General features: G+C 52.7%; 22 protein-coding genes. 15 read left to right on the forward strand and 7 right to left on the reverse strand.

All coding sequences use genetic code 11. The features are described from left to right. Nucleotides 1–59 precede the first annotated feature (59 nt). Nucleotides 60–1,133: a 3-deoxy-7-phosphoheptulonate synthase gene (locus HUF19_RS08390; protein WP_260999361.1), complete on the reverse strand. Its 1,074-nt coding sequence runs from the start codon at nucleotides 1,131–1,133 to the stop codon at nucleotides 60–62. Nucleotides 1,134–1,194: 61 nt separating this feature from the next. On the opposite strand from HUF19_RS08390, the gene HUF19_RS08395 reads away from it, so the two are divergent. Further along, the gene (locus HUF19_RS08395) at nucleotides 1,195–2,124 is read left to right on the forward strand and encodes a DUF72 domain-containing protein (protein WP_260999362.1); all 930 of its coding nucleotides are present in this window, start codon (nucleotides 1,195–1,197) and stop codon (nucleotides 2,122–2,124) included. A gap of 13 nt (nucleotides 2,125–2,137) precedes the next feature. Here the strand turns inward: HUF19_RS08395 and HUF19_RS08400 are convergent, their stop codons facing one another. Both HUF19_RS08400 and HUF19_RS08405 read right to left on the reverse strand, forming a co-directional pair. After that, nucleotides 2,138–2,317, reverse strand: coding sequence for a helix-turn-helix domain-containing protein (locus tag HUF19_RS08400; protein ID WP_260999363.1), 180 nt, complete (start codon nucleotides 2,315–2,317; stop codon nucleotides 2,138–2,140). A 111-nt stretch (nucleotides 2,318–2,428) separates the two neighbouring features. Continuing rightward, nucleotides 2,429–3,202: a sulfite exporter TauE/SafE family protein gene (locus tag HUF19_RS08405; RefSeq protein WP_260999364.1), complete on the reverse strand. Its 774-nt coding sequence runs from the start codon at nucleotides 3,200–3,202 to the stop codon at nucleotides 2,429–2,431. A gap of 134 nt (nucleotides 3,203–3,336) precedes the next feature. On the opposite strand from HUF19_RS08405, the gene cysB reads away from it, so the two are divergent. After that, nucleotides 3,337–4,311: an HTH-type transcriptional regulator CysB gene (gene cysB, locus HUF19_RS08410; protein WP_260999365.1), complete on the forward strand. Its 975-nt coding sequence runs from the start codon at nucleotides 3,337–3,339 to the stop codon at nucleotides 4,309–4,311. A 92-nt stretch (nucleotides 4,312–4,403) separates the two neighbouring features. Here cysB and HUF19_RS08415 read toward each other — a convergent pair whose 3' ends face one another. Then, entirely contained in the window at nucleotides 4,404–5,129 is a 726-nt protein-coding gene (locus tag HUF19_RS08415; protein WP_260999366.1) for a phosphoadenylyl-sulfate reductase, read from the reverse strand. Nucleotides 5,130–5,373: 244 nt separating this feature from the next. Here HUF19_RS08415 and thrH point away from each other — a divergent pair, with 244 nt between their 5' ends. Further along, nucleotides 5,374–5,991 carry a bifunctional phosphoserine phosphatase/homoserine phosphotransferase ThrH gene (thrH, locus tag HUF19_RS08420; RefSeq protein WP_260999367.1) on the forward strand — a complete coding sequence of 206 codons (618 nt, stop codon included), beginning with the start codon at nucleotides 5,374–5,376 and terminating at the stop codon, nucleotides 5,989–5,991. 111 nt (nucleotides 5,992–6,102) lie between these two features. Here thrH and pabB read toward each other — a convergent pair whose 3' ends face one another. Further along, entirely contained in the window at nucleotides 6,103–7,290 is a 1,188-nt protein-coding gene (gene pabB, locus HUF19_RS08425; protein ID WP_260999368.1) for an aminodeoxychorismate synthase component I, read from the reverse strand. A 523-nt stretch (nucleotides 7,291–7,813) separates the two neighbouring features. Here pabB and HUF19_RS08430 point away from each other — a divergent pair. The 6 genes from HUF19_RS08430 (at nucleotide 7,814) to HUF19_RS08455 (ending at nucleotide 14,374) form a co-directional block, all read left to right on the forward strand. Further along, a complete protein-coding gene (locus tag HUF19_RS08430; protein ID WP_260999369.1) occupies nucleotides 7,814–8,794 on the forward strand; it encodes a DUF6160 family protein in 981 nt (326 codons plus the stop codon). Nucleotides 8,795–9,040: 246 nt separating this feature from the next. Beyond that, a complete protein-coding gene (locus tag HUF19_RS08435) occupies nucleotides 9,041–9,952 on the forward strand; it encodes a C39 family peptidase (RefSeq protein WP_260999370.1) in 912 nt (303 codons plus the stop codon). A gap of 27 nt (nucleotides 9,953–9,979) precedes the next feature. Next, nucleotides 9,980–11,047 (forward strand): transporter, encoded by a 1,068-nt coding sequence (locus HUF19_RS08440; protein WP_260999371.1) that lies wholly within the window; start codon nucleotides 9,980–9,982, stop codon nucleotides 11,045–11,047. A gap of 51 nt (nucleotides 11,048–11,098) precedes the next feature. Further along, nucleotides 11,099–12,748 carry an OmpP1/FadL family transporter gene (locus HUF19_RS08445; protein ID WP_260999372.1) on the forward strand — a complete coding sequence of 550 codons (1,650 nt, stop codon included), beginning with the start codon at nucleotides 11,099–11,101 and terminating at the stop codon, nucleotides 12,746–12,748. Beyond that, a complete protein-coding gene (locus tag HUF19_RS08450) occupies nucleotides 12,658–13,545 on the forward strand; it encodes a DUF4124 domain-containing protein (protein ID WP_260999373.1) in 888 nt (295 codons plus the stop codon). Before HUF19_RS08445 ends, HUF19_RS08450 begins: the two co-directional genes overlap by 91 nt. Continuing rightward, on the forward strand, nucleotides 13,526–14,374 hold the full coding sequence (locus tag HUF19_RS08455) for an alpha/beta hydrolase (protein WP_260999374.1): 849 nt from the start codon (nucleotides 13,526–13,528) through the stop codon (nucleotides 14,372–14,374). The genes HUF19_RS08450 and HUF19_RS08455 overlap by 20 nt, the downstream gene beginning before the upstream one ends. Nucleotides 14,375–14,389: 15 nt before the next feature. On the opposite strand, the gene ppsR is transcribed toward HUF19_RS08455, so the two are convergent. Beyond that, nucleotides 14,390–15,211, reverse strand: a complete 822-nt coding sequence (gene ppsR, locus HUF19_RS08460) for a posphoenolpyruvate synthetase regulatory kinase/phosphorylase PpsR (RefSeq protein WP_260999375.1) — start codon at nucleotides 15,209–15,211, stop codon at nucleotides 14,390–14,392. A 123-nt stretch (nucleotides 15,212–15,334) separates the two neighbouring features. Between ppsR and ppsA the strand changes: the two genes are divergently transcribed. From ppsA to rraA, 4 genes are read left to right on the forward strand one after another with little or no spacing between them, the layout of a single operon-like run. Next, the gene (gene ppsA, locus HUF19_RS08465) at nucleotides 15,335–17,704 is read left to right on the forward strand and encodes a phosphoenolpyruvate synthase (RefSeq protein WP_260999376.1); all 2,370 of its coding nucleotides are present in this window, start codon (nucleotides 15,335–15,337) and stop codon (nucleotides 17,702–17,704) included. Continuing rightward, nucleotides 17,705–18,676, forward strand: coding sequence for an alpha/beta fold hydrolase (locus HUF19_RS08470; RefSeq protein WP_260999377.1), 972 nt, complete (start codon nucleotides 17,705–17,707; stop codon nucleotides 18,674–18,676). 1 nt (nucleotide 18,677) lies between these two features. Then, entirely contained in the window at nucleotides 18,678–19,358 is a 681-nt protein-coding gene (locus HUF19_RS08475; RefSeq protein ID WP_260999378.1) for a Rossmann-fold NAD(P)-binding domain-containing protein, read from the forward strand. A 58-nt stretch (nucleotides 19,359–19,416) separates the two neighbouring features. Then, on the forward strand, nucleotides 19,417–19,908 hold the full coding sequence (gene rraA, locus HUF19_RS08480) for a ribonuclease E activity regulator RraA (RefSeq protein WP_145468793.1): 492 nt from the start codon (nucleotides 19,417–19,419) through the stop codon (nucleotides 19,906–19,908). Between the two features lie 126 nt (nucleotides 19,909–20,034). On the opposite strand, the gene HUF19_RS08485 is transcribed toward rraA, so the two are convergent. Further along, on the reverse strand, nucleotides 20,035–21,318 hold the full coding sequence (locus tag HUF19_RS08485) for an FAD-dependent oxidoreductase (RefSeq protein ID WP_260999379.1): 1,284 nt from the start codon (nucleotides 21,316–21,318) through the stop codon (nucleotides 20,035–20,037). Between the two features lie 192 nt (nucleotides 21,319–21,510). Between HUF19_RS08485 and HUF19_RS08490 the strand changes: the two genes are divergently transcribed. Further along, nucleotides 21,511–22,179 carry a GntR family transcriptional regulator gene (locus tag HUF19_RS08490; RefSeq protein ID WP_260999380.1) on the forward strand — a complete coding sequence of 223 codons (669 nt, stop codon included), beginning with the start codon at nucleotides 21,511–21,513 and terminating at the stop codon, nucleotides 22,177–22,179. Beyond that, entirely contained in the window at nucleotides 22,176–23,054 is an 879-nt protein-coding gene (prpB, locus tag HUF19_RS08495; protein WP_260999381.1) for a methylisocitrate lyase, read from the forward strand. The genes HUF19_RS08490 and prpB overlap by 4 nt, the downstream gene beginning before the upstream one ends. The last annotated feature ends 72 nt before the right edge of the window (nucleotides 23,055–23,126 follow it).

Raw genomic sequence — 23,126 nt, forward strand, 5'->3', positions numbered from 1 at the left:
GTCATTCAGACATAAAAAAACCCGCAGTTGCGGGTTTTTTTATGTTCGCCTGATATTGATCAGGCGTTACGCTTAGGCAGTATATCCTTCAGCTTGTTGCGCATGCTGCGGATAGCATCTTCTGTTTCTTCCCAGCTGATGCAGCCATCGGTAACCGACAAGCCGTATTCCAGATCATCGAGGTTCGCCGGAATATTCTGACGGCCGTGCTTCAGGTTGGATTCAACCATTAAGCCAATAATGGACTTGTTACCTTCCAGAATCTGGTTGGTGACGTTATCCATGACCAGAGGTTGTAACGCCGGGTTTTTATTGGAGTTTTCATGGCTGCAGTCAACCATGATGTTCTGTGCCAGATCGGATTTGGCCAGCGCCTGCTCCGCCAGAGAGATATTCACAGAATCGTAGTTCGGCTTGCCGCCGCCGCCACGTAAAACCACGTGACCGTATGGGTTGCCTTTGGTCGAGACGATGGACACTTTGCCGCCCTGATCAATACCGAGGAAGCGGTGCGGGTTAGCAACCGACATCAGGGCGTTGGTGGCTACGGTCAGGCTGCCATCTGTGCCGTTTTTAAAGCCTACGGCGGACGACAGGCCAGAAGCCATTTCGCGGTGCGTCTGGGATTCGGTGGTACGTGCGCCAATGGCCGACCAGGTGATCAGATCCTGCAGGTATTGCGGAGATATCGGGTCCAGAGCTTCGGTAGACAGTGGCAGACCGAATTCGGCCAGATCAATCAGCAGGCGGCGGGCAATGTGCAGACCGTCCTGGATTTTGAACGTATCGTTCATGTACGGGTCGTTGATCAGACCTTTCCAGCCGACGGTGGTGCGTGGCTTTTCAAAGTACACGCGCATAACCAGATACAGGGTGTCGCTGACTTCTTCGGCCAGATCGCGCAGACGTGCTGCGTATTCTTTGGCGGCTTCTACGTCATGAATGGAGCAGGGGCCAACGACGATAAAAATACGGTGGTCTTTGCGGTCCAGAATGTCGCGTACGACCTGACGGCCTTGTTGTACGCTGGCAACAGCGGCTTCGCTGCTGGGCATGTCGGTTTTCAGTTGTTCCGGCGTGATCAGCGGAACAATCGACTCAATATTGAGATCTTCTACGCGATTGTCAGTCATTCTGCTTCCTGATTGTGGGCGAATGTGGGCGAATGTAATTCTGTTACAATGATGTCCGATTATGACAAATGATAACCCGCTTGCACATCCATTCCCGCTGACAGATGCACGCAATTCTGCGCAATTGTATCTTGGCCTGCCCATGTGGTTTATGCCGGGCTGGAAAGGGAACTTACTGACCGGCAATTGCAGTCACTCCGCTGCGCTCGCACAATATTCCCGGGTGTTCAGTTCGGTGGAGGGAAATACCACCTTTTATGGACTGCCATCCCCTGAGCGTGCAACACAGTGGGCTGCTCAGGTGCCCGATCATTTTCGCTTTTGTTTTAAAGTGCCGAAAAGCATCAGTCATTCCGCCAATATCCCCCGGCAGTTACAGAAAGACGGAGCCCTGCTGAAAGACTTTATTACGCCATTGCAGGAACGTATTGGTGTATTGCTGCTGCAATTACCGGCCAGTTTTGCACCGCAGCGGAGTGCAGAGTTATTCTCAGCCGTGCAGATGCTGCAGCAGCTTGCAGGGTTGCCTGTGGCTGTGGAATGCCGGCATTCCGGTTTTTTCCAAAAAGATCAGTGTGAGGTAACACTGTTGCGTGAACTCAGCAGCATGAAGGCTGATCGGGTAATTTTTGACAGCCGTGGTTTGTTTCGCGATGGTTCAATGACTGAAATCGTTCTGCACGCGCAGAGTAAAAAACCGCGCCTGCCGGTACATCCGATCGCTACCGGCAGGCATCCCATTGTACGGTTTATTGGACATACCAGCTGGCAGCAGAATCTGGTTTATCTACAGCAGTGGCAGGCAAAAATTCAGCAATGGCTGGCAGAGGGCCGGTCGCCGTATTTCTTTGTGCATACGGCCGGGAATCATAATTGTCCGGAATTTGCCCGTGATCTGGTCGGCTTGTGGCAGGGGATGATGGCCGACTGGCCAGGGGAGTCGGAAATGAAAGACTGCCCTGGCGCGGAAACCGCTGACTTGTTTGACTGAGAAGCCGCGCAGATCAGCGCAGCTTGCTTTGCAGTTCCTTAAACTTCATCACTTTATCGGCCTCAAACACCCAGGTGCCCTGAGACTCTTCGCCATCCAGCAGTCCTTCACGGGCATAACGCTTTACCGTGACCGGTTTCAGTTCAAGAATTTCTGCGACTTTTTCCAAGGATAATTTTTCTGATGTGCTCACAAACAGCCCTCCGTATTTTTCTGTAAGCCTAGACGCAATTTGCACGGCCATTGTCCGGATAAGGAAATGTCAGGTGGAAATAGCAGATGATCTGCGTCAGCAGGCTGTTTTTCAGAAAAAAGCGTACTTGGCACCCAGCATAAGCAGCAGGCCGGCCAGAACCGGTTTCAGCAGTTCGTCAGGCATTTTACGGCTCAGGTGGCTGCCAACATGGATGGCCGGCAGTGAGCCGATCAGCAGAGCGCCAAGCAGAGCAAAATCGACATTGCCCAGGTACATATGGATAAAGCCTGCGCACAGCGTCAGTGGCACAGCGTGGGCAATATCAGTGCCGACAACATGCGTTGAGCGCAGGGTCGGGTACAGTAACATCAGGATGGCAGTGCCAATGGCGCCCGCACCAACAGAAGACAGGGTAACGAAAACGCCCAGAAAAACTCCCATAACGAAAGTGGCCTGGGGACGCCACTGGCTCCAGTTACGCGAGTTTCTGTTGCTGGCCCACTGCTGAATCTGCTTGCGCAGCAGAATCACGACTGCAGTTAGCAGCAGCATGATACCAAGCGCATTACGCAGAAGATGAGCATAGTTGTCAGGGTGCCGGAACAGGTATTCAAGCAGCAGGCCGGTCAGTAAGGCGCTGGGGATGCTGCCCAACGCCAGCAGTTTTACCAGAGACCAGCGGACATGGCTTTGCTTGTGATGGCTCCAGGCGCCACCGGCTTTAGTGATGCCGGCGTACATCAGGTCGGTACCAACAGCAATCTGGGGAGGAAAGCCAAACAACAGCAGGAGAGGTGTCATCAGGGCGCCGCCGCCGATGCCTGTCATGCCAACAATTAAGCCAACGCCTGCGCCAGCTGCTATATATAACAAAATATCCATGAAAAATGGTCTAAAGTAGTACAGGAGGCTCTAAGAGAGGCGATTGATGCTAATGTAGAGGGTGGCATCTATTCTGGAAAAGAATATTTGTTTATATTTTTATAACAAATACTGAGGTTTGGCAGGGAGGAATTATGAAATTGCAGCAATTGCGATACATCTGGGAGGTGGCTCACCACGATTTGAACGTGTCGGCAACAGCCCAGGTGTTGTATACCTCGCAGCCGGGTATCAGTAAGCAGATACGCCTGCTCGAGGATGAGCTTGGAGTTGAGATCTTTGCCCGCAGTGGTAAACACCTTACCCGAATTACGCCAGCAGGTGAGGCCATTCTGCAGGTGGCTGGCGAAATTTTGCGCAAAGTTGAAAGCATTAAACAGGTTGCGCAGGAGTTCAGTGATGAAGCCAAAGGCAGTCTGTCCATTGCGACGACGCATACTCAGGCACGTTATGCTCTGCCTGGCGTCATTGAGAAATTTATGCAGCAGTATCCGGATGTCTCCCTGCATATGCATCAGGGAACCCCGATGCAGATTGCTGAAATGGCCGCCAACGGAACGACCGACTTTGCTATTGCTACCGAAGCGATGGAGCTTTTCGGCGATCTGATCATGATGCCGTGCTACCGCTGGAACCGCAGTATTCTGGTGCCGCGCACGCATCCGCTGGCGCAGCATCCAAGACCGACACTGGAGCAGGTGGCGGCTTACCCGCTGGTAACCTATGTCTTCGGCTTTACCGGACGGTCCAAGCTGGATGATGCCTTTAAAAGCAAGGGGTTGACGCCACGCATTGCCTTTACTGCGGCTGATTCTGACGTTATCAAGACCTATGTGCGCCTGGGTGTCGGGGTGGGTATTGTCGCCAGTATGGCACTCGATAAAGAACTGGATGATGATCTGGTGGCGCTGGATGCCAGCCACTTATTTGCGTCGAGTGTGACCAAAATCGGCTTCCGCAAAGGCACCTTCCTGCGTGGTTATATGTTCGATTTTATTGCCGCCTTTGCGCCACATCTTACCCGCGATCTGGTTGAGCGGGCTGCGCAATGTCATAACAAGCAGGAGATTGAAGAGCTGTTTGCCGGAGTTAAGCTGCCGGAGCACTGATGGCTCTGCCACTGTGATAATAAAAAAGCCGCTCAGTGAGCGGCTTTTTTATTGTTTCCTGCTTGTTTCTTACTGTTTGTTGCTTTTCAGTATCAGCCTTTGCTGATGATATTGCCGGCGTGTAGGCCACATTCTTTATGGCCGGCACCTTCCCACCACCAGCGGCCTTCACGTTCGTGCTGGTTGGGCAGGGTTGGGCGGGTGCAAGGCTGGCAGCCGATGCTGACAAAACCCTGTGCGTGCAGCTTGTTGTAAGGCACGTCGAATACTTTGATGTATTCCCACACCTGGGCTGAGCTCCACAGAGCCAAAGGGTTGTACTTGGTTAGCTCACCGTTGCGCCCCTGAAACGCACCGTCGGCTTCGACCAGCTGTACATCGCTGCGGGTGCCGGGACTCTGATCACGGCGCTGGCCGGTGATCCAGGCGTCAAGGGTTGCCAGTTTGGCTTTCAGGGGGGCGATCTTGCGTACGCCACAGCATTCCTGATGACCATCTTGATAGAAGCTGAACAGACCCTTTTCACGCACGAAGTTCTGCAGTGCAGCCTGCTCTGGCGTACGCACATCGATGCTGATGTTGTAGTGTTTGCGCACCGCTTCGATAAATTCGTAGGTTTCAGGGTGCAGGCGGCCGGTATCCAGAGTGAAAATTTCGACATCAGGCTTAATTTTTACGGCCATATCGATCAGTACAACGTCTTCGGCACCACTGAAGGATACTGCGATCGCATCGTGATTTTCGATGGCGTGGCGGATCAGATCTTTCGGGCGCTTATCGGCAAATTGCTCATTGAGAGCGGTAAAATCCTGGGTCATGGTTCTGGCCTAATCGGTTGCTGTGGGCCGGCGTTTTCTGTTGGCTTGCGCTGATGGCACCAGGGCAGACGCCGTGCATTCTTTGTGGTGGAGATTAGCATGGCATTTTTAGCTCAAATAATAATAAAAAAGAATATTATTATGCCGCTATTATGGTGTGTATCTGCAGGGATGTTGTCAATCGGGGTGCATATGGCTAGAGTACGCGCCGAATAACAGTCTTCTGTCTAATTGTGGAGTATTCATGGAAATTGCGTGTCTTGACCTTGAGGGTGTTCTGGTTCCGGAAATCTGGATTGAGTTTGCCCAAAAAACCGGTATCGAAGAGCTGAAGGCAACGACGCGCGATATCCCCGACTACGACGTGCTGATGAAACAGCGCCTGCGCATTCTGGATGAGCATAACCTGAAGATTCAGGATATTCAGGAGGTGATTGCTACCCTGAAGCCGCTTGAAGGTGCGGTGGAGTTTGTTAACTGGCTGCGTGAGCGCTTTCAGGTGATCATCCTGTCGGATACCTTCTATGAATTCTCTCAGCCGCTGATGCGCCAGCTGGGTTTTCCGACCCTGTTCTGTCATCGCCTGATCACCGACGAAACAGGCCGTGTGGTTGATTACAAACTGCGTCAAGCCGATCCTAAGCGCCAGTCAATCCGCGCGCTGCAGACCATTTACTACCGTACTATCGCGGCTGGTGACTCATACAACGACACGACTATGCTGGCGGAAGCTGATGCAGGTATCCTGTTCCATGCGCCACAGAATGTGATTGATGAGTTCCCGCAATTCCCGGCCGTACACACCTATGAAGACCTGAAGAAGGAATTCATCAAGGCCAGTAACCGTGATCTGACTCTCTGAACAGAAAACGCTCAGAAGCAGTAAAAACAACAATGCCGGCAGTTGCCGGCATTGTTGTTTCCGGAGGGTGTCTGATGTCGGGAGGGACGGATAAGGGCGGCAGATAAGGACTCAGATGGGGGTGTTCAGAATGCGCCCGACCTTACTCTGAATCTCCTGCCATTCATCTTCCCAGGTGGAATCCATCACGATACCGCCACCACCCCAGCAGACGGCACCCTCTTTGGTTGCCGCAATGGTGCGGATAAGAATGTTGAAGTCGGCATGGCCGGCATCATCAAAGTAGCCCAGAACGCCGCAATAAGCTCCACGTGATTCGTGTTCCAGCTCATCGATAATCTCCATGGCCCGGTGTTTGGGCGCGCCCGTGATTGAACCGCCGGGCAGGGCGTCAAAGATCACATCCACTGCATGCTGATCAGGACGTCTGGTCGCTACGATAGTACTGACCATATGATGCACATTGGCGTGGCTTTCAATATCAAACAGTTTGGTTACCTTTACCGAAAAAGGCTCCGCACTGCGACTCAGGTCGTTACGCAGCAAATCCACAATCATCAGATTTTCGGCACGGTTCTTGGGACTACCGGCCAGCCATTGACGATTGTATTCATCAACTTCCGCTGTTTCGCCTCTGGCAATGGTGCCTTTGATTGGCTTGGTTTCTATACGATCGCCATCTATGCGGATAAAGCGTTCAGGGCTGACGCTGAATAACGTTTGTGCTGCTGTCTTCAGATATGCCGAAAAGGGTGCGTTGAAGGTTTGCAGCAGTGATGCCGGGTTGTGGCCGGTAAGATCCGCCTGACAATGAAAAGGCATGGCCAGATTAACCTGATAGCAATCACCGGCTGCCAGATAGTTACGGGTAGCGCTGAACGCCTGCCGATATTGTTCCTCACTCCAGGCCGGACGCCAGCTCTGCTTCAGCGGCGGGTTTTCTGTGCCCTCTTTATGGCGGGTAACAGCACTCCGGATATGATCAATCAGCTCAGTAACCTGCTTGTCAGGCAAATTACCCGGGTTTTGCAGGGTGCAGCTGTTGTCGGCAAAGTTCAGAAAGATACTCAGTGGATAGTGGAAAAACTCCGCCAGAGGGCCTGCTTGTTGGGTGGTAGGCAGTTGCTGCAGGGCTTTGCCTGCGTCATAGCTGATATAGCCGGCCCAGCCGCTGTGGAAGGCGGCATGAATGGCGCTGCTGTCAGATTTTCCGTTATTTGGGGGTAAACAGCTTCGCAGGTTGCGCCGCAGCCGATCAAGCTCCACCACGGTAGTTGCCGACAGGATCTGATCTGGCAAGCAAGCGAGGACAGCGGTTCCGTAAATCTTAAGGTCGTTATGGTCATATTGCGACAGACTTGCAGCGTGACAGGACTGCAAATCACCGGAATACATGAGTATTGGATTATCCAATAAATGGCCTGAAAAAAGGACGTCCAGGGCTGAAAAGGGGAGGTTTTTATGTGTCATTCCGGGCCAGTTTTTACAGGGGTTTGTTTCTGGTAACTCTTTGAAAGTAAAGGGTTTTTCATTGTTCTGGGTAGGGGGTTCCAATATTTCGTGTGTTGGCCGGCCATATGCGTGTAATTAATTGTAAAAAAAGTGGTGGACAACACCAGACCCTCATAATAGATTGTTCGTCAATTCTTGAGGCAATATTGAATTGTCCCGACAGAAAATAAGAATAAAGAAATCTGTAATCAGAAACCAACACTTAAAAAATTCACAGAGATTCCGCTCAGGCTGCAGGCCTGGTGGTGATGTCGGTGATAGGGCACGGAAAATGCCCGCAAACCTAAGAAAAATAATCAGGAGTGTGCACATGAAATTCCTTAAGAAAGCTTCTCTCGCCGCGGCTATCGCAGCAGCCCCATTCGCAGTTAATGCTGAAATGGTTGCTCTGGATGACGCTACCATGTCTGCGACCACTGGTCAGGCTGGTGTGACTATCGAAATTGAAATCGGTGGTTCAGGTATCTCCGTTGGTGAAATCGAATACATCGATGAAGGTTCTGTATCTCTGCAAAACCTGACTGTAAATAACGTAGCCAATATCACTCAGACAATTGACGTGGATGGTGACGGTAACCTGCTGATCGGCATGACCGGTTCAAATGGTATTCAGATCGGTTTGGGTAACAATGCTGCAGACACTACTGGTGAATTCAGTGCTGTGGCTCTGCGTAGTGATACTGGTGAAACCACTGAGCTGGTTAACAATCTGGATATGACTGTTAACGTTGGCGCGTCAGAAACTGCGATTCTGAACCTGGCAGCTGCTGGTAATGCTTACACTACCAGTTTTGGTGGCAATGCTGCCTGGACTGTTGCTGATCTGGATTCGCGTGCAGGGGATGGTTCAGTTGCCATTCTGTCAAAAAGCTCCCTCCAGATTACTGATATGAATGCTGGTCTGTTTGGTTACACTGCAGCGCAGGCGGCAACCAAAGCTGATTCTGCTGCTTATGGCGGTAACGGTAACGGTATTATTGACGGTGCCGAGCAAACCACAGCTGACTCTTTGGCTACCGGTTCTGCTGTTCAGGTTGGCGGTGTGCAGTTTTATGCCATGGTTGATGATGGCGCAGGCGGTACCACTAAAGGTGCTGCAACCATTGAGCAGGTAATTTGGGCTGAAGGTGGCTCTGTTGCTCAGGGTGGTGGTGTGTACATTCAGATTGGCCAGATTGCTGGTACTCTGGAAGTTAACTCAATCTCTATGGGTCAGGCCTCTATCGGTTCTCTTAAAGTTTCCGATATCAATCTGGCTGGCATGACTCAGCGTATCTACGGTCACAACTAAGTTTTGCTTGGTTTGACGTAAAAAAGAAACCCGCTTCGGCGGGTTTTTTTATTGTCCAGTCAGGGAATTTATTTTACGAAAATCGGTAAAAAAGAAGCTGAATTGACACTTTTTGTGTTGGTCGTTTGTGTGATTTTATGTAACATGAGCTTCGACTCACCATAACAATAAAAAGTAATAAGTCGGAGGGGCCTCGGGCCATCATCTGTGTTTATCATTCTTCTAGGTTCCATTATTGGGTTTGCCATGGTCCACGAACTGGCCATAGTGAACGACCGTCAGCAGGGTGATGCCTTTGTTCGCGTGGCGGTGAACGAACCCTATCAGTATGACCAGTTGGTTAATGTTGAGCCTCTCTCTGTTAAAAAATTCAATAACGTTGTGCGCCAGGCGTACGATTATTCCTGTGGCTCCGCTGCACTGACCACCTTGCTCGACTTTTATCTGGGTCGTAACTTTCAGGAACGTCAGGTGATGGAAGGTTTGCTGCGTTTTGGTGAGACAGAACGTATCGTACAGCGTCGTGGTTTTTCTCTGCTGGATATGAAACGTCTGGTTACTGCACTGGGACATCCGTCCGGTGGATTTAAAGCAGAAGCAAAGGATTTGCTGGAGCTGGACCACCCGGCGATCGCTCCGATTGAATATGCGGGTTTTAAGCATTTTGTGGTTATTCGTGCAGTCTATGAAAACCGTGTTTATCTGGCCGATCCGGCCCTGGGGAATATCAGCTTCACCCTGAGCCGCTTTCTTGAGGTTTGGGATAATAATGTCCTGTTTATTGTTTTCCCTAACGGTCATAAACCAGCCAGTGGCCTGGAGTTGCGTGAAGAAGATATGCGCTATGTGTCCGACTTTATTATTGCGGAAAATGCCTATAAAGAATTCCCGCTGATGGCGATGAAGTATGAAGATGCCATCAGTAATAAAATTGCCTCTTTGAGCAATAATGCTAAATCGTCGTTTGTTCCTAAGCTGCTTCCTAAGGTCAATGAAAATGATCCGGATGTGGCCATGCGTGATGAAGACGGTAATGTGCTTTATAAAATCAAAACGGAAAATGCTACTGACGGTGTGAGTTCGGATGAGTTCAATGTCAGAGTCACCGATGATCCTAATGAGCGTCTGGTTAAAGAACTGCGCTTCAGAAGAAAATAATAACGATACGGGATTTAAGGAAAATTCATGTTTATTCGAACCACGCTGATCTCGCTGCCGCTGCTGCTTGCATGGGGGGCTAATGTTAACGCAGACCAGGCTCAGGATCTGTCAAAAGCCCGTGAAGCGCTGACCAAACAGGATAATGACGCCGACACAGAAAAGGCGCTTGAAGAAGTATTTGAAGCTGCTGAAAAAAATTACTCGCTGCTGAAGCGCGGCGGTGTGGCGCTGAATTATAACTTTGATTACAGCTACTACGGCGATCAGCGAATTGATCTGGTGATTGAGCCTAATCTGGATTCCGAAGGGCTGCCTACTGGTTCATCGACCATCCGTAATGCGGATGTATCTCCGGTTGCCAGTCATACCTTCACCAACGCGTTCACCTTTGATTATGGTTTGTTTAACAACCTCACGCTGAGTGCGCGCTTGCCTCTGGTTGCCAAGTTTGAAACCGAGGATGAACTGACTGCTTACAGTCTTGGAGATATCAGTGGCTCAGTGCGCTGGCAGCCATATGAGTATGTGCCGGGACAAATCAGTCAGACCGTTTTCGGCTCGCTGAAACTGAAAACCGGTGACAGCCCATACGAAATTGATCTGGATAAAAATCTGTCCACTGGCTCAGGTACTTACAGCCTGAGCGCAGGCATGAGTGTTTCTAAAGTTCTGGACCCGGTGGTGCTGTTCGGCTCTGGCAGCTACGGCTATAACGTGCCGGAAAAAGGATTAAATCAAGTGCGTGGCAGCTCGATTCTGGAAGAAGTACATCCTGGCAACAGTTTGTCGTTCTCCATGGGGTTTGCTTATTCACTGTCGTATGATGTGTCATTAAGCGCCTCGTTCCAGGGCTCTTTTAATGATCGCACCCGTTTCCAGCTGTACACACCGGCTACGGGTGAAACCCAGAGTTCCATTGCTGGCAGCCAGATGAGTGGCATCATGAACTTTGCGCTGGGTGTCCGGGTTTCGCCAAAAACCATTGCCAATATTAACGTTGGTTTTGGTATGACCGAGTTATCTCCCGATATCATCCTTGGATTATCGTTACCGATCGACATTGAGGGTGTGAAACCTTCGTCTGGTAGCTAATAGCCTATGGCTTCTATAACGATAAAAATAACAGGGTTTCGGCGAAGCATTATGCGCATTCTTTTCCTATTGATTATTCTGATGCCAGGGGTGGCCAGCGCGCAGTTGGCTCAGAACCTGTTTCTGGATACCAAGGCCATGTCGCTCGGTAATGCTGTAACGGCAGATCCGGTCGGGATTATGGATATTCATTTTAACCCGGCAGGTCTGACCAAGCTTGAAGGCCGGCAGATCCAGATTCAGCTGATGAACATCCTGTTGTCGTCTGAGGCGACCTTCAGTCTGCCCGACGATTATGATGCCGATCAGGCGGGGCTTCTGGATATCAGCAAAGACCCTATTCTGGGTAGTGATGGTCGTGCTGAAAGTCAGGCAACAGCGGCAGCCTATATTCCAGGTATTGGCCTTATGCCGATGACTCTGCCGGTGCTCACATTGCCAACCGGTGGCGTGTCTATTCAGCCACCGGGTTCAAAATTCACCTTTGCTAACGCGGTGTATGCGCCAATGGCGGCAGGTTTTGCCAAGGACGATAATGATCCCGGGCGCTACCAGGCCAAGCAGGTTGCCTTGCAGCGCTTTACTTATTTATCGCCTTCTTTTGGTTATAAAGTGACCGACGAGTTTTCGGTCGGTGCCAGCTTCCTGTTTTCCCATCAGGCGGTTGCGGTTGTGCAGGATATTCGCGCGCCGAGTGTTTTGATTGGTGTGCTTGAGCAGCTACAGAATGCCTTTGGTTGTTTTGATGAGGCAACAGGTGAGCCAACCGGTAATGATCCTCTGGCACCATTGATTACACTTTGTGGTGGTAAGGTGGGTCCTTATGAAGACGTGGGCACACTGAAGATTATTACTGAAGAAAGCCTGTCACCATCTTTTAATCTTGGCTTTCTCTGGGAGCCGGCAGATTGGTTTGCCTTTGGTGTGGGTTATCAGAGCGAGGCAGTATCTCGTCTGAAAGGTACTTATGATCTGGAGTATACCGATGAATTTTCCGGATTCTTCCGTACCTTCCGCTCTTCGATTATTGGTGCCATTGGCGGAGCTATTTTCTCGCTACCGACTGGTGTCAAAAAAGAAAGTGGCCATGTTTCCACTGAGCTGACTTATCCGCAGCATTTTCAGACCGGTGTTAAATTACGCTTCCTGGATGATTTCCAATTAAACATGGATGCGGGCTGGACCGACTACGATAAATGGGATGCTCTGGAATTTGAGTTTGATCGTCAGGTAAGTTTCCTTAGTACGGCTAAAACTCTGGCGCCAACACTGGTAACGGATACGTCCTTGCGTCAACCGCTGAACTATAAAAGCGTCTGGAGTTTTGGCTTTGGTATGCAGTACGACCTGAACTCACGTATCAAACTGCGTTTGGGTTATGAGCCGCGTAAAAGCTCAATTCCGGATGATTCGCGCAGTATTCAGGCACCGCTGGGCTTCGCTAAGCTATACAGTGTTGGCATGGGCTATCAGTGGGATCTGGATACGGTGGTAGATTTGTCGCTGAGTTTCATGCAGTCTAAAGAAACCATTCTCGCTGACCCTCAGAATGCTGAGGCTACCGGCGAATACCCTAACTCCAGTGATGCCATCAACCGTAACTGTCTGACATGTACCGTAACCAACCCTTATCCGGGTCTGGATGTAGACACCAAGCTGACCATCGGTGCAGCAGGTATCAGCTTCCGTACCAAATTCTGATTCTGCTCTGTTCGGCCCTGGTATTTACTGCCAGAGCTGAACAGGAATATTTCACCTGGGTGGATGAGCAGGGACGCATTCATAATACTGCCAAGCCACCTTCTGAAAATGCAGAAAAGCCTTTATCTGAAGTTCAGTCTCAGGAAGACGATTTCTTAACCGAAGAAGAGCTACAGGAAAAGCTGGCAAAAGAAAAAGCCGACAACCCTCCTTTTTTTACCTGGATTGATGCGCAGGGGCGCCTGCAAAGTCAGGAAATTCCTCAGGTTGATATCGAAGTTGAGGAGCTTACTCAGTTGCAGGCTGCGGATCATTCTTTATTGCCGCCATTGCGTGTCGCGACTGAGATAAGGGATGCCGGATGCTGTGCGCAATATAGTCATCTGTTTAAAGAAATGATTTCCGAATATGATTCGGTTGTTTTTTCACAGCCGCAAATGTCGGTGCCTTTTAAAACCCGTTCGGGCGGTAAGCCTGCATGGTATTTTCGACTGGCAGGCGATAATGGTGTCGCGCGCCGCACACTGAAACTGTATCTGCGTGGAACCGATAAGCCAGAGGAGGGAGCTGCTCCGGTTGCCCTTATAGCGCTGAATAAACAACTGCAGCCGTTGTATTTTATTCCACAGCTTATTACTCAGCGTTATTTGTCTACCTGGCGTTCAGAGGCATACCGCGAGAGCCTCATCAGTATTCTTGATGCAGAAGTTTCCGCATTCATTATTTATTTTCCTGAATCCGTGCCGTCTTCAGCGTCGCTGCAGGTAGAATGGGTGCATGGAAAAACATCAGATTAATTGCCGCACTGCAAGCTGTCAGCAGCATGCACTTCTGCTTCAGTACCCATCGTTACGCGAAGCTTCCGCGCCGCGCCGTTTATTGTTGCTGCATGGCGCCGGTGTGCCGGGCGAAGTGACCTGGACCTATGTTGCGAATTATCTCCATGAGTGGGATGAGGTTTTGATTCCGGACTTTGCCGGTATGGGGCGTTCGCGGTTTCTCACCGATAGCGCGCCAAGATTGAGTGATTACGTGCTTCAGATTCGCGAGTTGTGTGAAGCACTCGACTGGGCGGAGTTTGATATCGCCGGCTATTCCTTCGGTGGCATGGTTGCCGTGCGTTATCTGCAGCAATATGGTTCGCGGGGGCTGTGTTTTTTGCTTGAGCCGGCGATGCTGTTTTCGGCTGACTGCGGCAAAATCCGGCAGAAAGCGGATGATTATCTGACCGTTGCCGACCGGGTTGAGCACAATCCGCAGGATACCGAAGCCTATTTTACTTTTCTCGATTCAGTCTCCCCGCAGCGTACGCGAAATGACAAAGTTGACCGGCTGACGATTGCCCGTTTACAGGAGAATGCTCAGGGCTTTGCTCAGGCGTTGCGGGCGGTCAGTCAGATGCTAATGGATGAATGTGCAACTTACGCAGGCTGGATCGCACCCTGGGCGGGCATCAGTTTTGTCGGTGGCTTGAGTCATGCGACCATGCAGGGGCGTCATCGTTTACTGGCGGAGCAAAGTGCCGACTGGCAATGCCATGTTGTAGCGAATGCGGATCACAGTCTGGTGTTTACCAAGCCGCGCACCATTGCCAAAGTGATGAATGAGCGTCGCCAGCAGGGCTGACGACGCCAGTCTTCTTCAGCTCTGCAGGCGACGCTGCAGGCCGGTCTCAGCCATGATGCGGGTGGAGATTTCCTCAATTGAGCGGTCGGTGGTGCTCAGGAACGGAATCTGCTCGCGCTGATACAGCATCTCAACTTCATCAATTTCGTGATAACACTGCTTAAGTGATGCGTAACGGCTGTTGGCGCGGCGTTCATTGCGGATCGCGGCCAGCCGGTCCGGGTCGATGGTCAGGCCAAACAGCTTATGACGATGCTGCTCCAGGCTGTTGGGCAATTTCAGATCGGCCATATCTTCTTCGGTCAGCGGGTAGTTGGCTGCTTTGATACCAAACTGCATCGCCAGATACAGACAGGTTGGCGTTTTTCCGGAGCGCGATACACCCACCAGAATAATGTCGGCTTCGGCATATTGACGGGTGCGGGCGCCGTCATCGTTGTCCAGCGCGAAGTTTACCGCATCGATGCGTGCCAGATAGCTGGTACTGGTTGTGGGTGAGTGGGATTTACCCACACTATAGGAGGATTCAACCTGCAGTTCGGCTTCCAGTGGCGCGAGGAAGGCGGCAAAAATATCGATCTTCAGAGCGTTGGCTGAGTCGATAATAGTGCGTATTTTTTTATCGACAATGGTGTCGAACACAATGGCCGGAGCGCCGCTGCTTTCTGCGGCCAGGTTAATCTTGGCTACGGCTTTCTCGGCCTTCTCGATCGAATCGATATACGGCAGGGTGATGCGTTCAAATTCAATGGCTTCAAACTGAGCCAACAGGCTGTTGCCCAGCGTTTCGGCGGTAATGCCGGTGCCGTCGGAGATAAAATAGGCGGTTCGCTTCATGTGGAAATTTGTTCCCTCTGCCCTTAGTATTACGCAGCCGTTCGCCGCAGCAGGCGATTTTAGGTGATTATGTCCTGTGTGGCGAGACAGAACACAGGCGTTGGACATTACAGGAGAAAGACGTTGACAGATTACGTACTCTGGTTTGATCAGGTATCCATGGGCGATGTCGAGCGGGTAGGTGGTAAAAACGCCTCGCTCGGTGAAATGATCAGCAACCTGACCAGCGCCGGAGTTTCCGTGCCCAACGGCTTCGCCACCACCGCCGACGCCTACCGCGAATTCTTAAGTTACGAAGGTCTGGACAGCCGCATTCAGCAGGCGCTGGATGACCTGAACGTCGATGATATCCGTGCTCTGACCGAAACCGGCGCCAAAATCCGCAACTGGATTCTGGACGCGCCGCTGCCACCACAGCTGGAAGCGGATGTCCGTACCGCGTTTGCCAAACTGCAGGAAAGCAATGAGCAGATGGCCGTGGCCGTGCGCTCCTCCGCAACCGCAGAAGATTTACCCGATGCATCCTTTGCCGGTCAGCAGGAAACCCACCTGAATATCGTTGGCATTGATAACGTCCTGCATGCCATCCGCGACGTGTTCGCCTCTTTATTTAATGACCGCGCAATTGCCTACCGTGATCATCAGGGCTTCGACCACCACAAGGTGGCACTGTCGGCCGGCATTCAGCGCATGGTGCGTTCTGAAACAGCCTCCAGCGGTGTGATGTTTACCCTGGATACTGAATCCGGTTTCGATCAGGTGGTGTTTGTCACCTCGTCCTATGGCCTGGGCGAAACCGTGGTGCAGGGTGCAGTAAACCCGGATGAATTCTACGTTCACAAGAACAACCTGACGGCCGGACGCCCGGCGATTCTGCGCCGTAACCTCGGCGCTAAAGCCATTAAAATGGTGTACAACAAAGAAGCCGCCGTTGGTAAGTCGGTAGAAACCCAGCGTGTTGACCGTGAGTTGCGTCAGGTCTTTTCGGTAACCGACGCTGAAGTCGAAAATCTTGCCCGTCAGGCGATGATTATTGAAAAGCACTATGGTCGTCCGATGGATATCGAATGGGCCAAAGATGGCGATGATCAGAAGCTTTATATCGTTCAGGCCCGTCCTGAAACCGTGAAGAGCCGCGCCAGCAAAAACGTGATGGAGCGTTATCTGCTGAAAGAAACCGGCAACGTGCTGGTTGAAGGCCGTTCCATTGGTCACCGCATTGGTAAAGGTAAAGTACGCGTCATTAAAAGCATCGATCAGATGGATCAGGTGCAGGAAGGTGATGTGCTGGTTGCCGATATGACCGACCCGGACTGGGAACCAGTAATGAAGCGCTCAGCGGCTATCGTAACCAACCGTGGTGGCCGTACCTGTCACGCCGCGATCATTGCGCGCGAACTGGGTATTCCGGCGGTGGTCGGCTGTGAAGATGCCACCTCCAAGCTGCAGGATGGCCAGGATGTTACCGTTTCCTGTGCGGAAGGTGACACCGGTTTTGTTTACGAAGGTGCTCTGGATTTTGATATCCGCACCAACAGCGTCGATCAGATGCCGGATCTGCCATTCAAAATCATGATGAACGTCGGCAACCCGGATCGTGCCTTCGACTTCCAGGGCCTGCCGAATGCTGGTGTGGGTCTGGCGCGTCTCGAATTTATTATTAACCGCATGATCGGTGTGCATCCGAAAGCCTTGCTGAACTTCGACAATCTGCCGGAAGAAGTGAAGCCGACCGTTGAACGCCGTATTTCCGGTTATGCCGGTCCGGTGGATTTCTACGTCGAAAAACTGGTGGAAGGTATTTCCACGCTGGCGGCGGCATTCTGGCCTAAGCGCGTGATCGTGCGTCTGTCTGACTTCAAATCCAACGAATACGCCAACCTGATTGGCGGTCGTCTGTACGAGCCGGAAGAAGAAAACCCGATGCTGGGCTTCCGGGGTGCATCGCGCTACATCTCGAAAAACTTCCGCGACTGTTTCGAGCTTGAGTGCCGGGCGATGAAAAAAGTCCGCAACGAAATGGGCTTTACCAACGTCGAGATCATGGTGCCCTTTGTACGTACCGTGGGCGAAGCCGAGCAGGTCGTTAACCTGCTGGAAGAAAATGGCCTGAAGCGCGGCGAGAACGATCTGAAGCTGATCATGATGTGCGAGCTGCCAGCCAATGCCATTCTGGCCGAGCAATTCCTCGAATTTTTTGATGGTTTCTCCGTCGGCTCCAACGACCTTACTCAGTTAACCCTGGGTCTGGACCGTGACTCCGGTATCATTGCGCACCTGTTCGATGAGCGTAATGAAGCCATTCTGGCACTGCTGGAAAATGCCATTAACGCCTGTAAGAAAGCCGGTAAATACATCGGTATCTGTGGTCAGGGGCCATCGGATCATCCGGACTTCGCCAAGTGGCTGATGGAGCACGGTATCGACAGCGTGTCGCTGAACCCGGACTCGGTACTGGATACCTGGTTCTTCCTGGCGGACAAAAATTCCTGAATGAAAAGCAGCAGTGAATTATTTCCGGTGAGCCTGCTCAGAGCGGATGTTCTGGGCGACCTCACCGAAGACGTCTATCTGGTAAAACACAACCGCGATCCGGACCGCAGCGTCCAGATCGCGGTTTCGCATCTTGGCCTGCGCTCCCGTGGCGGACACAGCGGCCAGCCATTGATTCTGCTGCATGGCAGCTTTACCAATCGCGGCTTCTGGCTGTCCGATAAGGGGGAAGGGCTGGCGCGCTATCTGCTGGAGCAGGGTTTTGATGTCTGGCTGATGGAACAGCGTGGTCATGGCCTGTCACCGCGTAATCACGATTATGTGCGCAATACGCTGGAGCGCTATGTGCTCAGCGATATTCCGGCGGTGAACGATTTTGTGCAGGAACAGAGCGGGCAGAAGCCGGTCTGGATCGGTCATTCGCTGGGTGGTGTGATTATTTCCAGCAGCGTGGCCGCCGGTCGCCTGCATGCGGATAACAGCCGTGCCATGGTGTTGCTCGGCACTCAGGTGGTGCGCCGGCCTTGGTATCTGTGGTTGCCACTGACCAGCCTGGTGCTGCGCCTGTTGGTAAAAAGCAAAGCCGAGCTGGATGGCCGTAAGCTGGGCATTGGCCCGGAAAATGAGCCAGCGGGTCTGGTGAATGAATATCTGGCGCGTCACAGCCTGTTTGGCCGCTGGCAGATCCGCAGTGAAAAACTCAGGCTGCTGCCAGCCTGGAAACAGGGGGCTGATCTGCCGTTGCTGGCGGTTGCCGCGGCGGCGGATAAATCCGACCCGGCGAAAGCCTGTCTGCGCTTTGCCTCCCTGTATGGCGGTGCGCAGAAAGACAATCTGCTGCTGGGCAAAACCGAAGGCTTCAGCCGCGATTACGGCCATGTCGATATGGTGGTCAGCAAAGAGGCAGCGACGGAAGTCTGGCCGCGCATTCAGCACTGGCTGAATCAGCTTGGCCAACAGGCTGGCGCCTGAGATGAGCACGCGGCGCCTGTTGCTGGCCGGCGGTACCGGACTGATTGGCCGTGCCTTGCTGGACAATCTGTTGCTGACCGATTGGGCTGGGCACATAGTGTTGCCTGTGCGTCAGCCACAACAATGGTGCGCCGCACATCCGCAACTGGCGGCAGATAAACGCATTCAGGTACTGACTTATGACGAACTGTTTGCCAGCCAGCAGCCTGTTGATCTGATGTTCTGCGCGCTGGGTACGACCCAGGCCAAAGCCGGTAAAGCCGGGTTGCGGCAGGTGGATTATCAGCTGGTTATTGAGTGTGCGTCCTGGGCTAAACGGCAGGGCGCTGAACTGGTGTCTGTGGTCAGTGCACTGGGCGCCAACCGCCGTTCGCCATTTTTCTATAACCGCGTCAAAGGCGATATGGAGCAGGCGCTGGAGCAGATGAATCTGCCCCGGCTGCAGATCTGGCAGCCGTCGCTGTTGCTCGGTGAGCGCGATGAGTTTCGTCTGGCCGAACACCTGAGTGGCTGGATATTACGTCTGCCACTGTTTGGTAATGTGCAGGCACTGGCCGGTGAACGTATTGCCCGCGCTATGGTTGCTGCGGCCGCTGGTTCTGCGGCGGAGTCTGGTTTGAATCAGGAATCATCCGTTATGCGCTATCGCGTGCGTGACATTAAACGTCTGGCCAGAGTCTGAACAGGCCTAGGCAGACAACAGAATTTTATTATCCTCCATCACAAGTAAGGACAAAGAAATGACTCAGTACGTAACTCCGGATCTGTGCGATGCCTACCCTGAACTGATTCAGGTGGTTGAGCCAATGTTCAACAACTACGGTGGCAACGAGTCTTTTGGTGGCGAAATCGTTACCGTTAAGTGCTTTGAAGATAACTCCAAGGTAAAAGAGCTGGTTGATACCGACGGCAAAGGCAAAGTGATGGTTGTGGACGGCGGCGCCTCCATGCGTCACGCGCTGCTGGGCGATATGCTGGCTGAAAAAGCGGCGAAAAACGGCTGGGAAGGCATCATCGTTTACGGTTGCATCCGTGATGTCGACGTGATCATGCAGACCGATCTGGGTGTGCAGGCGCTGGCGACTCACCCGCTGAAAACCGACAAACGCGGTCTGGGTGATGTGAACGTTACCGTTAAATTCGGTGGTGTTGAATTTGTACCGGGTCACTTTGTGTATGCCGACAACAACGGCATCATCGTGTCTCCCCAAGCGCTGAGCATGCCGGAGTAAGACGTTGGGCATGCCGGAGTAAGACGTTGGGCATGCCGGAATAAGGCGGTCTTATACGCATCTGAGTACGAATAAAAAGCCGGCATAACGCCGGCTTTTTTTGTATCTGGCATTTGTTGTGGCCAGCTACCAGGCGCGCGAGCTGCCAATCAGGTGCGCTACGCGCAGGGAGCTTTCAACGGCACCGTCGAGCAACGGAATGCCATCGCACAGATAAGAGCCGGTCAGCAGAATCCGCTGACTGGCGTCCTGATGACGCAGCTCGCGTACCGCCTGACGGCTCTGTAGGGTTACCAGTGGCCGGCTGAAAGTAACATCGGCGAGCACGCTTTGCGGATTGGCCGCACGCAGCGGGTTCCACACCTGCAGAATGGCCGGGCCGTTGCGCAGATGACCAATGGCTTTGGCCAGGTCGACGGTGGCTTCCGGGCGGTTCTCGTCACCCGGTAAGAAATAACTGACCGGCGCCAGCGGCATCAGGCTGGCGGGCAGCAGCGAGGTATCGGTGTGCAGCTGCATGCGCGATTCAACCACCGGGATCTGCTGCAGCTGCTGGCAGCGTGGCTGGGCGCTGGGCAGTTTGCTCAGAATCTGGCTGGCGTGATGCGGCTGGGTGGCGATCACCACGCGGTCAAACACATCGGTTTGTGCGTCGCTGCAGACGCGCACGTCGTCGTTGCCTTCTTCTATATGGTCAATGGCCGTTGCGGTACGCAGGCTGACGCTGCTTTCCAGCAGTTGCGCGACCACTTCGTCGACGCCGCCACTGGCACGCATCAGACCGTCTTTCATTACGCCGCAGGTCAGGTAGTTGATCAGAATATCCGCCGGATAGGCCAGTACGTCGTCGTAGTCACAGGTGCACACGGTCGCCAGTGCCGGCAGTAATATCTGACGGCAGTAATCGTTGTCGAGACTGTGCTGCTGCAGAAAGCCGCCGAAGCTCTGCTGATCCGTATCCGGGTTGCTTTTATGTTGCTGCAGTGTGTTAAACAGGTTGAGGTGCTGGGCGAGCAGTGGACCGTTCAGCAGCTTGGGAAAGCTCAGGCTGCGTTTGCCCAGCTGCAGGTTGCCGTAATGAAAAAACAGGCGGTTGTCGGCATCGGCGTAAGCGGCGGCATGGTCGGTAGTTTCGGTGCGCACGCCTGCATCACGGTACAGACGCAGCAGGCTTGGATAGTACGCCGGAGTGAAAACCCGCAACGGAATATCAATGGATGTACTTTTGTCAGCCCAGGGAATGTCTACGCTGTAGATGCCCATGCCCGGCTTCGCGGCGCGCTCATAGAGCGTGACATCGTGGTCGCGACTCAGCAGCCAGGCGGCGCTGAGGCCGGCAATGCCGGAGCCGATGATGGCGATACGCTGGCGATTAATAGGAGTGGATGAGGCGGCGGGTTGAGCGGGCATGAAGGCACTTTCCTGTGAAATCTGCGCCGAGGTTAGCGCAAAGCCCGGGCATATCCCAGAGTTTGCGCTGTCAACTTTGCGGTTTTATGGGCTGCTCTCGGTGATTGTATACAATCTTAGTCTTAATTCGCTTGAAATCTGATTTTATCGGCGTAATCTAGCCGGACTTAAAGGGTATTGTAGACAAAGCTGATGAGCGACAATCAAACGCTGGCCGATAAAGTGTTCGCGGAACTGACTACCGCTATTGTGCGTGGTGAGTTGCGTCCGGGCACCAAATTGTCGGAACAGACACTGGTTGAGCGCTATGGCGGCAGCCGCGCGCCGATGCGCGAAGCCATTCAGAAGCTTGAAGCCCGTCATCTGGTGGTGCGCATTCCCCATGCCGGTGCCCGCGTGGTATCGCTGAGTCTGGCCGAGCTGCGGGATATCTACGAAGTGCGTCTTGAACTGGAAAGCATGGCCTGCCGTCTGGCGGCACTGCGCATGAGCGATGACGAGATTCAGGAGCTGTACGGCCTGCTGCAGGAGCATGAAGCCTCTATCGCGGCTGAGCAGGGGCAGGCTTATTACCAGAAGGCCGGTGATCTCGATTTTCATTACCGCATCATCAAGGGCAGCAAAAATCACCGTTTACATCAGATGTTGTGCGGCGAGTTGTACCACATCGTGCGCATGTACCGTTATCAGACCAGTACCAGCGCCAAGCGCCCGCTGCAGGCCCTGCAGGAACACCAACGAATTGTTGAAGCTATCTCGGCGCGTGATGCCGAGCTGGCTGAATTACTGATGCGACGTCATATTCAGGCATCGCTGACCAATCTGGAAAATCGATTAGCTGAAGAGGAGGGTCACTCATGACTCCAGGTCAGAAATTCCGTAAAGCACTGGCGGATAATAAACCGCTGCAAATTGTCGGCACCATTAACGCTTATGCGGCGATGATGGCGGAGCGCATTGGTCATCAGGCCATTTATCTGTCCGGTGGCGGCGTGGCAAACGCCTCTTACGGTCTGCCGGATCTGGGCATGACCTCGCTGAACGATGTGGTGGAAGACGTGCGTCGCATCACTTCTGCCAGCAGCCTGCCTTTGCTGGTTGATATCGACACCGGCTGGGGCGGCGCGTTTAACATCACCCGCACTATCCAGCAGATGGAAAAAGCCGGCGCTGCAGCCGTGCATATTGAAGATCAGGTGATGCAGAAGCGTTGTGGTCACCGTCCGAACAAAGAAATCGTCTCTCAGGCAGAAATGGTTGACCGTATCAAAGCCTGTGTCGATGCCCGTAACGACGAAAGCTTCTTTATCATGGCCCGTACCGATGCGTTCGCGCAGGAAGGTCTGGATGCCGCTATCGAACGTGCTCAGGCCTGTGTGGCAGCCGGTGCTGATGGTATTTTCGCTGAAGCAATCAAAACCGAAGATGATTACCGTAAATTCTCTGCAGCACTGGATGTACCACTGCTGGCGAACATCACCGAGTTTGGTCAGACCGAACTGTGGAACCGCGAGCAGCTGGGTGAGTGGGGCGCGGCCATGGTGCTGTACCCGCTGAGCGCTTTCCGTGCGATGAACAAAGCCGCAGAAACCGTGTATAAAAGCATTCTGGCTGAAGGCGATCAGCGTAAAGTGGTCGATATCATGCAGACCCGCATGGAGCTGTACGATTACCTGAACTACCACGATTTTGAGCAGAAGCTGGATGCGTTATTCGCAGAAGGTAAAAACAAGTAATACATCCACCCGTCGGACGGGCTCAGAGCCCGTCGCAACCAGATGAACATCCGCGTCTGACGTCTGACGTCT

Origin of the sequence: Thalassolituus hydrocarboniclasticus (genome assembly GCF_025345565.1) — a bacterium.
GTDB classification, from domain to species: domain Bacteria; phylum Pseudomonadota; class Gammaproteobacteria; order Pseudomonadales; family Oceanobacteraceae; genus Venatoribacter; species Venatoribacter hydrocarboniclasticus.